The 9,909-nt window shown below is 69.1% G+C and carries 11 protein-coding genes; 7 read left to right on the top strand and 4 right to left on the bottom strand.

The window, feature by feature from the left end; translation table 11 throughout:
- Positions 1–225 (top strand): ATP-binding protein (locus ESO86_RS06370; protein ID WP_242492234.1); only part of this gene is annotated, 225 nt, incomplete at its 5' end.
- 126 nt (positions 226–351) lie between these two features.
- Here the strand turns inward: ESO86_RS06370 and ESO86_RS06365 are convergent.
- The gene (locus tag ESO86_RS06365; RefSeq protein ID WP_242492233.1) at positions 352–792 is read right to left on the bottom strand and encodes a MarR family winged helix-turn-helix transcriptional regulator; all 441 of its coding nucleotides are present in this window, start codon (positions 790–792) and stop codon (positions 352–354) included.
- A gap of 10 nt (positions 793–802) precedes the next feature.
- A complete protein-coding gene (locus ESO86_RS06360; protein ID WP_242492232.1) occupies positions 803–2,527 on the bottom strand; it encodes an MDR family MFS transporter in 1,725 nt (574 codons plus the stop codon).
- Between the two features lie 394 nt (positions 2,528–2,921).
- Between ESO86_RS06360 and rplJ the strand changes: the two genes are divergently transcribed.
- Both rplJ and rplL read left to right on the top strand, forming a co-directional pair.
- On the top strand, positions 2,922–3,437 hold the full coding sequence (gene rplJ, locus ESO86_RS06355; protein ID WP_129234139.1) for a 50S ribosomal protein L10: 516 nt from the start codon (positions 2,922–2,924) through the stop codon (positions 3,435–3,437).
- A 50-nt stretch (positions 3,438–3,487) separates the two neighbouring features.
- A complete protein-coding gene (gene rplL, locus ESO86_RS06350; protein WP_067947898.1) occupies positions 3,488–3,877 on the top strand; it encodes a 50S ribosomal protein L7/L12 in 390 nt (129 codons plus the stop codon).
- 108 nt (positions 3,878–3,985) lie between these two features.
- Here rplL and ESO86_RS06345 read toward each other — a convergent pair whose 3' ends face one another.
- The gene (locus ESO86_RS06345) at positions 3,986–4,567 is read right to left on the bottom strand and encodes a peptidoglycan-binding domain-containing protein (protein WP_129234136.1); all 582 of its coding nucleotides are present in this window, start codon (positions 4,565–4,567) and stop codon (positions 3,986–3,988) included.
- A 129-nt stretch (positions 4,568–4,696) separates the two neighbouring features.
- Positions 4,697–5,761, bottom strand: a complete 1,065-nt coding sequence (locus tag ESO86_RS06340) for a LacI family DNA-binding transcriptional regulator (RefSeq protein WP_129234135.1) — start codon at positions 5,759–5,761, stop codon at positions 4,697–4,699.
- 194 nt (positions 5,762–5,955) lie between these two features.
- Between ESO86_RS06340 and ESO86_RS06335 the strand changes: the two genes are divergently transcribed.
- The 4 genes from ESO86_RS06335 (at position 5,956) to ESO86_RS06320 (ending at position 9,815) form a co-directional block, all read left to right on the top strand.
- Complete coding sequence (locus tag ESO86_RS06335; protein ID WP_129234134.1) at positions 5,956–7,314, top strand: ABC transporter substrate-binding protein; 1,359 nt, start codon at positions 5,956–5,958, stop codon at positions 7,312–7,314.
- Positions 7,315–7,425: 111 nt separating this feature from the next.
- Positions 7,426–8,394 carry a carbohydrate ABC transporter permease gene (locus ESO86_RS06330; RefSeq protein ID WP_129234138.1) on the top strand — a complete coding sequence of 323 codons (969 nt, stop codon included), beginning with the start codon at positions 7,426–7,428 and terminating at the stop codon, positions 8,392–8,394.
- Positions 8,391–9,386 (top strand): carbohydrate ABC transporter permease, encoded by a 996-nt coding sequence (locus ESO86_RS06325; RefSeq protein ID WP_129234133.1) that lies wholly within the window; start codon positions 8,391–8,393, stop codon positions 9,384–9,386. The genes ESO86_RS06330 and ESO86_RS06325 overlap by 4 nt, the downstream gene beginning before the upstream one ends.
- A gap of 168 nt (positions 9,387–9,554) precedes the next feature.
- Positions 9,555–9,815 carry a hypothetical protein gene (locus ESO86_RS06320; protein ID WP_129234132.1) on the top strand — a complete coding sequence of 87 codons (261 nt, stop codon included), beginning with the start codon at positions 9,555–9,557 and terminating at the stop codon, positions 9,813–9,815.
- The last annotated feature ends 94 nt before the right edge of the window (positions 9,816–9,909 follow it).

Below are 9,909 nucleotides of genomic sequence, written 5' to 3'. Positions count from 1 at the left end.
CGCGTGCGGGTGACGGTCACCGACGACGGACCCGGCATCGACCCCGCCGTGCGGGCGACCCTGTTCGAGCGGTTCGCGCGCGGCGATGCCTCTCGCTCGCGCCGCGCCGGCAGCACCGGGCTCGGCCTGGCCATCGTGAAGGCCGTCGTCGCCGCGCACCGCGGCACCGTCGACGTCGAGAGCGAGCCCGGCCGTACGGTCTTCGCCGTCGACCTCCCCGCCTGACGCCCGGCGCCCCCCGCCCCCGCCCCCGCCGGGCGGTGAGATGACGCGAACGGTCGCATACAAGCCGCCGACCGACGGTTCGCGTCATCTCGGCGCCGACCCTGCGGGCGGGCGAGGTGGGGTCGGTCAGCCCGCCGCGACGATGCGCAGCACGTCGGCGACGGAGCGCAGCTCCTCGATCGATCGCCCCTGCAGCGCGTTGCGGAGCCGCGCCTGGTTCGCTGCGCGCACGCTCGCGACCCGCTCGCGGGCGGACGGCGTCGGCACGAGCACCCTGGCACGGCCGTCCCGCTCGTCGGCACGGCTCTCGACCAGCCCGAGCTCCTCGAGCTGCCGGATCTGCCGGCTGATGGCGCTCTTGTCCATGTCGTAGAGCTCCGCGAGCGCGTGGGCGTTCGTCGAGCCCGCGCGCACGATGCTGCTGAGGAGCTTGTAGCCCGCGGGCTGGAGCTCCGGGTGCACGAGCTTCGCCGACTCGGCCCAGATGATCCGTGCGCGGTTGAAGACGATGCCGAACTGGTCCTCGACGGCCGCGATGGCGGCGTCGAGCTCTGGGTCGGCGGTCATGACGGCCATGTTAGCGACGCGACCCCGAGGCATCCGTGCCATCCGCCGAGGCGACCGAGCCGGTCGCCGTCGAGACGAGCTCGCGGCGCGCGCCCGCCTCGAACGACTCGGCCGACGGGACCGCCGCGCCGATCTCGGCCTCCGCGAGGTCGATCACCGCGTCCTCGGCCTCCTCCGCGAGCGACTCCGCCGCGGTCTTCGTGGAGAGCGGCCGGTTGGGGAGGAACGCGATCGCGAGGAGCGAGAGCACCGCGAGCGGCACGGCGATCCAGAACACGTCGGCGATGCCGTGGCCGTAGGCCGACTCGATGACCACGCGGATCGACTCCGGCAGTTCGTGCACGTTGGGCACGGCGCCGCTCGTGAGGCCCTGCAGCGCGTCGGCCTCCTCGGGCGTCGAGGGCGTGAAGCCCGCGAAGCCGCTCGAGATGCGCTCCTGCACCTGCGCGGCGAGGAGCGAGCCCATGATGGTGACGCCGATGGTGCCCGCGATGGATCGGAAGAAGTTGACGTTCGACGAGGCGGCGCCGAGCTGCGACACCGGGGTGTCGTTCTGCACGACGAGGGTGAGGTTCTGCATCACCATGCCGAGTCCCGCGCCGAGCACGACCATCGCGACGCTCACCCACGCGTAGTCGGTGTCGTACCGGAGCGTGGTCATCAGGAAGGAGCCGGCGACGATGAGCGCGGCGCCGACGACCATGAAGCCCTTCCACTTGCCGAACCGGCTGATGAGCGCGCCGATGAGGATCGAGGCGCCCATCTGGCCCACGATCAGCGGGATGGTCATGAGCCCGGACTCGGTCGGCGTCGCTCCGCGCGCGAGCTGGAAGTACTGCGCCAGGAAGACGCTCGTCGCGAACATGGCGACGCCGATCGCGATCGACGCGACGACCGCGAGCGTGAACGTGCGGTTCCGGAACAGGGCCATGGGCACGATCGGCTCGGCCACGAAGAACTCGACGACGACGAAGGCGATGAGGGATGCCGCGGCGATGCCGACCATGACCAGGCTCGCCACCGAGTCCCAGTCGAACCGGTTGCCGCCGAGGGTGACCCAGACGAGCAGCAGCGAGACGCCGACGGCCATGAGGACGGCGCCGGCGTAGTCGATCTTCACCGCGCGCTTCGGCAGTCGGGGCAGGTGCAGCGTCAGCTGGATGAGCACGAGCGCGATGATCGCGAGGGGCAGCGGGAGGAAGAAGTTGGCACGCCATCCCCACGCGTCGGTGACGACGCCGCCGAGGAGCGGGCCGCCGATCGTGGCGACGGCCATGATGCCGCCGACGACGCCCATGTACTTGCCGCGCTCGCGCGGGGAGATGATGAGCGCCACGATGATCATGACGAGCGACATGAGGCCGCCGGCGCCGAGGCCCTGGATGACGCGGACGGCGATCATCGTGGTCGTGTCCTGGGCGAACCCGGCGATCGCCGTGCCGACGACGAACAGTGCGATCGCGAGCTGGAGCAGCACCTTCCGGTTCACGAGGTCGGCGAGCTTTCCCCAGATGGGGGTCGAGACGGCCGTCGCGAGGAGGCTCGCGGTGATGACCCACGTGTACGCGGCCTGGTCGCCGCCGAGGTCGGCGATGATGCGCGGCATCGAGGTCGAGACGACCGTGCCCGAGAGCACCGCGACGAACATCGTCACGATGAGGCCCGAGAGGGCGATGAAGACCTCGCGCGGCGTGCGCGACGGTGCCTCGGCCGAGGTGGGGGTGGCTGCTGACAAGAGAGTGATGTCCTCCGAGAAAGTTGATCGGCGTCAACCATAGGAACAGTAGTTGAGACTTGTCAACTTTGGATATCGGTCAACTATTCCCGCCCTGGGTCAGGCGGTCGCGCGCCCGCGCACGCGAACGGGAACCGGGCCGATTTGGCGGCGCTCGCGGCATCCGCTACCCTTGTCGGAGCCGAAGACCGCTGGTTGTCGTGTTCGCGTGCGAATTCGACCGAAGTCCTGTGAGAACAGGTGCCCGCGCAGGTGTGACGAAGACTTTCCACTCTTCCCGAATGGTTCGAGCTCCGCGCGTCTGCGCCGGAGCTCTTTTTCTTTCTCTGAACCTCCAGCGCTCCGAGGCCGTGCATCGCCACCGCGGTGCATGCAGGAGACACAAGGAGTGGCCATGGCGAACAAGGAAGCCTCGGTTGCCGAACTCACGAACCTCTTCGAGAGCTCGACCGCCGTTCTGCTGACTGAATACCGCGGCCTCACGGTTGCCCAGCTCAAGCAGCTGCGCACGTCCATCCGTGAGGACGCGAGCTACGCCGTGGTGAAGAACACGCTGACCAAGATCGCGGCGAACAACGCCGGCATCTCGTCGTTCGACGACGAGCTCGCCGGTCCGTCGGCGATCGCATTCGTGCACGGTGACCCGGTCGCCGTCGCGAAGGCTCTGCGCGACTTCGCCAAGGCGAACCCCCTCCTCGTGGTCAAGGGCGGCTACTTCGATGGCAAGCCCCTGACCGCCGAAGAGGTAGGCAAGCTCGCCGACCTCGAGTCCCGCGAAGTGCTGCTGGCGAAGCTCGCCGGCGCCTTCAAGGCCTCGCTGTTCGGAGCCGCATATCTGTTCAACGCACCGCTCTCGAAGGCCGTTCGCACGGTCGACGCGCTGCGTGAGAAGCAGGAGTCCGCTGCGTAGGCGCGAGCCTCTCAAGCGGTGAGTTACCAGGAAATCTAAGGAGAAGAATCATGGCGAAGCTGTCCACTGAGGAGCTGCTCGAGCAGTTCAAGGGCCTGACCCTCATCGAGCTCTCGGAGTTCGTCAAGGCGTTCGAGGAGACCTTCGAGGTCACCGCGGCCGCCCCCGTCGCCGTTGCCGGCCCGGCCGCCGCCGGCGGTGGCGCCGCTGCCGAGGAGGTCGAGGAGAAGGACTCGTTCGACGTCATCCTCGAGGCTGCCGGCGACAAGAAGATCCAGGTCATCAAGGTCGTCCGCGAGCTCACCTCGCTCGGCCTCGGCGAGGCGAAGGCCGTCGTCGACGGTGCTCCGAAGGCCGTGCTCGAGGGCGCGAACAAGGAGACCGCCGACAAGGCGAAGGCCTCGCTCGAGGAGGCCGGCGCGACCGTCACCCTCAAGTGATCGCGGCCCTCGCGAGAGGGCGCAGCTTGAGGTGACCTGCGTCACCTGAACACGCGGATGCCCCGTGCCGATTCGTTCGGCACGGGGCATCCGTCGTTCCACGCCTGCTCAGTCGTGCTCGCTCCGTACGAGGAGCGCCTCGATCCCGGCGTACGTGTTCGGGCCGGGAACGCCGTCGATCGGGCCCGAGTACCCGCCGCGCCGGGCGATGCGCTGGAGTCCCCGCCAGGTGTTCGGCCCGGGGACGCCGTCGATCGGCCCGGTGTAGCCGGCGCCGGCGAGGATCGTCTGGATGCCTCGCCAGGAGTTCGGCCCCATGACGCCGTCGTAGGGCCCGAAGTACCCGCCGATGCGGCCCATGGTCTGGAGGGCGCGGTAGGTGTCCGCGTCCGGGACCCCGTCCACCGGTGCCACGTAGCTGAACGGCGAGAGCAGCCGCTGGACGCCCATCCAGGACTGCGCACCCATCACGCCGTCGATCGGCCCGGAGTACCCGCCGAGCGCCGCGAAGCGCTGCAACGCCCGCCAGGTGTTCGTGCCGGGTGCGCCGTCGATCGCGCCGGTGTACCCGTAGCCGGTGGCGAGCTTCTGCAACGCCCGCCAGGTGCTCGGGCCCGGGACGCCGTCGTTGGGCCCGCCGTACCCGCCTGCGCGGGCCAGCCTCTGCAGTGTGATTCCGTCGTCGGACATCATGTCCTCCCTCATCCGCTCCGGGCCCGGTGCCACCCGGTCGGTGCCGGATGACGGCCCGCGGTGGACGTTACGGACGGGCCGAGCGGGGCGCCACCGGGCTGTCCCTGAGACCGACGCACCGCCCGCTCAGCGCGCGACGAGCGACTTCGTCGACGGCGCGGTCGTGCTGCTGCGCACGATGAGCCGCGTCTCGAGCGGACGATCGAAGTCGGGGAGGCCGTCGGGCGTCAGCGGGTCCGCGTCGCCGGTCGTCTCGCCGAGGAGCCGCATGACGGCGTCCACCGCGTACCGGCCCTGGGCGCGCGGGAACTGCTCGATCGTGGTGAGCCCGAACAGCTCCGCATGCTCGTGGCCGTCGAACCCGACGATCGAGAGGGCTCCGGGCACCGACAGCCCCAGCCGTTCGGCCGCCCGCATCGCCCCGAACGCGATCTCGTCGGATGCCGCGAAGATCGCGGTCGGCCGGGTGGCGGGATGGCCGAGCAGTTGGAGCGCCGCGACGTACCCGCCGGGGAGGGTCATCTCCGCCTCCACGATCCCGTCCGACTCGCCGACCGGGCTCAGGTCGGCTTCGCGCATGGCATCGGCGAAGCCCGCCCTGCGGAGCGCCTGCACGCTGCGCGCCGCGGAGCCCGTGCCGGCGCCGGCCAGGTGCGCGATGCGCTCGTGGCCGAGGTCGATGAGGTGCTCCGTCGCGAGCCGGGCGGCGCCGCGGTCGTCGACGGCGAGCCGTGGCGCACCCGGGCAGGTGCCGCCGAGCGCGATGATCGGCTTGCCGCGACCCTGGATGACCTCGACCTCGCGGTCGGTGAGGTCGACGCCCACCGCGATGACCGCGTCGACCCGCTTGCGCGCGAGGAAGAAGTCGAAGACGCGGTCCCGTTCGGGGCCCGCGATCGCGAGGTTGTAGAGCGTGAGGTCGTAGTTGGCGGAGAGGAGCGTCCGCTCCATGCCCTCGAGTGCCTCGCCGAAGAACCAGCGGTTGACGAACGGGATGACGACGCCGACGTTCTTGGTGCGGCCCGTGACGAGGCTCGCGGCGTTCGGCGATGCGATGTAGCCGATGTCGGCCGCGGCCTCGACGACCCGGCGCCGCGTCGCCTCGGAGACGTAGCCGCGGCCGGACAGGGCCCGGGAGGCCGTCGACTTCGAGACGCCGGCCAGGCGCGCGACATCCGAGATCGCGGTCATCACGCTCCCTCCGTCGGGCTCGTGAACGGAGTGTACGCGAATCCCCGGGAGTGTGGAACCGGTGCCACAGTCCGGGCATCCGTCACTCGATCGTGACCCGACGCACTCTTGCCCAGCGCCGCCGCGGTCGCCTAGCGTGGGATCTGGAACCGGTTCCCGGTTCCGCCCTGCACCACACTCAACGAGGAGATGACATGAGACTCACACGGCATCGCCGTTGGGCGGCGCCCGTCGCGGTGGCCGCGGCGGCCGGCTTGGCGCTCACCGCCTGTACCGGCGACATCGGGAGCGAGGACGCGGCAGACGTCGATTGTTCCGACTACGAGGAGTACGGCACGTTCGACGGCGCCGAGGTCACGATCGGAGGCACGATCCTCGACCTCGAGGCCGACCGGCTCGTCGAATCCTGGTCCGACTTCGCCACCTGCACCGGCATCTCGGTCGACTACCAGGGCTCGAGCGAGTTCGAGGCCCAGATCGCAGTGCTCGCCGAGGGCGGCAACGCGCCCGACATCGGCATCGTCCCGCAGCCCGGCCTGCTCCAACGACTGGCCGACGGCGGCTGGTTGATTCCGGCATCCGAGGGTGTCGAGGCCAACGTCGACGAGTTCTGGTCCGAGGACTGGAAGCAGTACGGCACGGCGAACGACACGTTCTACGCGGCGCCGCTCATGGCCAGCATCAAGGGCTACGTCTGGTACTCCCCGACGGAGTTCGAGGAGAACGGCTACGAGATCCCGGCAACGCTCGACGAGCTGACCGAGCTCTCGCAGACCATCGCCGATGACGGCGACCACAAGCCGTGGTGCGTCGGCCTCGAGTCCGGCGAGGCGACCGGCTGGCCCGGCACCGACTGGATCGAGGACTGGATGCTCCGACTCCACGGTCCCGACGTCTACGACCAGTGGGTGACCCACGAGATCCCGTTCAACGACCCGCAGGTCGCCGAGGCGTTCGACGCGGTCGGCGAGTACCTGAAGAACGAGGACATGGTCAACGGCGGCATCGGCGACGTCTCGACGCAGATCACCGAGGCGTTCCAGACGGCCGGCCTGCCGATCCTCGACGGCTCGTGCTCGCTGCACCACCAGGCCTCGTTCTACGAGACCTTCTGGAACCCCGAGGGCGGCGAGGAGAACACCGTGGCCTCCGACGGCACCGTGTTCGCGTTCCTGACCCCGCCGGTGAACGCCGACGACCCGCTGTCGGTGACCGGTGGCGGCGAGTTCCCGGTCGCGTTCACCGACTCCGAGGAGGTCGAGGCGGTGCGCACCTTCCTGTCGAGCGACACGTGGGCGAACAACCGCGTCAGCCTCGGCGGCGTCATCAGCGCCAACAAGGGCGTCGACCCCCAGAACGCGTCGAGCGAGCTGCTCGTGCAGTCCATCGAGATCCTGCAGGACCCCGAGACCACGTTCCGGTTCGACGGCTCCGACCTGATGCCCGGTGCCGTCGGCGCCGACTCCTTCTGGAAGGGCATCGTGGCGTGGGTGAGCGGTGACAGCACCGAGCAGGTGCTCGACACCATCGAGGCGAGCTGGCCCAGCAGCTGATCGCCAGCGCGCCGCGCGCGTCCTACGGGTCGCACGCGGTATGACCGAGGGGCGGGGTGAGGCACCCCGCCCCTCGGGACCCCCAGATTCAACGACGAACCGGGAGGCATGATGACCACGGGCGACCTGCTCGGCAAGATCCTCCAGGTGGTGATGGGGCTCGCGATCTTCGCGGCGATCATCGGCCTCCTGATCTTCTTCATCGACAAGGCACCGAAACGGGGCCGTGACTACTGGCAGCTGGCGGGATTCCTCACCCCGGCGCTGCTCTTCCTCGCCGTGGGCCTCGTGTACCCGGCGATCCGCACTTCGATCCTCGCGTTCCAGGACTCCAGCGGCGACTGGACCTTCGACAACTTCATCTGGACCTTCACGCAGCCCGCGGCGATCCGCACCCTGATCAACACGATCATCTGGGTGCTGCTCGTGCCGACGATCTCGACCGCGATCGGCCTCGCCTACGCGATCTTCATCGACAAGTCGCGCGGCGAGAAGTACTACAAGGTGATCCTGTTCATGCCGATCGCGATCTCGTTCGTCGGCGCCGGCATCATCTGGCGCTTCGTGTACGAGTACCGCTCGGGCGAGCGCGACCAGATCGGCCTGCTGAACGCGCTGGTCGTGGGGTTCGGCGGCGAACCCGTGCAATGGCTGCAGACCGACCCGATCAACACGTTCCTGCTGATCGTCGTCATGATCTGGATCCAGACGGGCTTCGCGATGGTCCTGTTGAGCGCGGCGATCAAGGGCGTGCCGACCGAGCAGATCGAGGCGGCGCAGCTCGACGGCACGAACGCGTGGCAGCGCTTCATCAACGTGACGGTGCCGGGCATCCGAGGTGCACTGGTGGTCGTGGTCACCACGATCTCCATCGCGACGCTGAAGGTCTTCGACATCGTCCGCACCATGACCGCCGGAAACTTCAACACCAGCGTCATCGCGAACGAGATGTACACCCAGGCGTTCCGCGCGAGCGAGATCGGGCGAGGCTCGGCACTGGCGCTGATCCTGTTCCTCCTCGTCCTGCCGATCGTCGTCTACAACGTCAATATCCTGCGGAAGCAGAGGGAGATCCGATGAGCAGCGTCGCACCCGCCGACCTCCCGGTCAGCAAGGACAAGGGCTCCATCGAGGCCGCCGAGGAGGCCGAGTACGGCCGGAAGCCGAAGACGGCGCGCGTGAAGCAGCGCCTGACCTCGCGCACGGCGACGATCGCCTCGCTGATCATCGCGGTCCTCTGGACCATCCCCACCTTCGGCCTGTTCATCTCGTCGTTCCGGCCCGCGGAGCTGATCCGCACGACCGGATGGTGGACCATCTTCCAGAACCCGGGCTTCACGTTCGACAACTACGCAGAGGTCCTCCTCTCGCCGTCGGCGTCGTCTCCGCAGCTCGGCGCGTACATCGTGAACTCGATCGCGATCACCCTGCTCGGCACCCTGATCCCGCTCGTGCTCGCGACCATGGCCGCGTACGCGTTCGCGTGGATCAAGTTCCGGGGAGCGAACGTGCTGTTCATCTTCGTGTTCGCCCTCCAGATCGTGCCGCTGCAGATGGCGCTCGTGCCGCTGCTCCAGATCTTCTCGACCTGGCTGAGGCCGATGCAGGCTTGGGTGCACGACGTGATCCCGATCATCCCGGAGCAGAACTACGCACCGGTGTGGCTCGCGCACGCCATGTTCGCGATGCCGTTGGCGATCTTCCTGCTGCACAACTTCATCGCGGAGATCCCCGGCGACGTCATCGAGGCCGCTCGCGTCGACGGCGCCACGCACGGGCAGATCTTCTTCCGGATCGTGCTCCCGCTGGCCACCCCGGCCATCGCATCGTTCGCGATCTTCCAGTTCATCTGGGTGTGGAACGACCTGCTCGTCGCGTTGATCTTCTCCGGCGGCACACAGGACGTGGCGCCACTCACCCAGCGATTGGCGGAGTTGACCGGTACGAGAGGCCAGGCGTGGGAGCTCCTCACGGCGGGCGCGTTCATCTCCATCGTGATCCCGCTCATCGTGTTCTTCAGTCTCCAGAGGTACTTCGTCCGGGGCCTCCTGGCGGGCGCCACGAAGGGCTGATCCACCGGCGCGGATGCCGCGGCATCCGCTGCACGACGGCGGGGCGGATGCTGCGGCATCCGCCCCGTCGCGGCACCCGGGGACCTTGACGCAGGTGAGCAGGCCTCATATCGTGCGCTCGTACGGTATCCGTCAAGGGGGAAGGGGAACCGCACGATGAAGAGGATCATGCTGGCAGGAGCTGCCGCCGTGGCGCTCGCGATCGGAATGGCGTCGCCGGCCGCGGCCGCGCCGCCGGAGTGCAACTGGGGCGAGGCGACGCGCGACTTCGTCGCCGCCGAGGGCGGGCAGACGCAGGGCGCCCACGCCGCCGACCCGAGCGGCAACGGCCGCGGCTACGAAGCGAGGGTCGGGCTGCCGAACCTCGACCCGTCGGCCGAGGGCCAGGGCAAGCTCGTCGCGACCTGCCTGATCGTCACCGGCGGGTAGTCGGCGGCGCGACACGATGCGGCGGGGGCTCCGGCTCCCGCCGCATCGTCCGTCAGCGCCGTCGTCACGCCGTCGGCGAACGCGCGCCTGCTCG

Source organism: Agromyces binzhouensis (assembly GCF_004135055.1).
Lineage (GTDB): Bacteria > Actinomycetota > Actinomycetes > Actinomycetales > Microbacteriaceae > Agromyces > Agromyces binzhouensis.
This window is presented reverse-complemented; position numbering and strand designations above follow the sequence as displayed.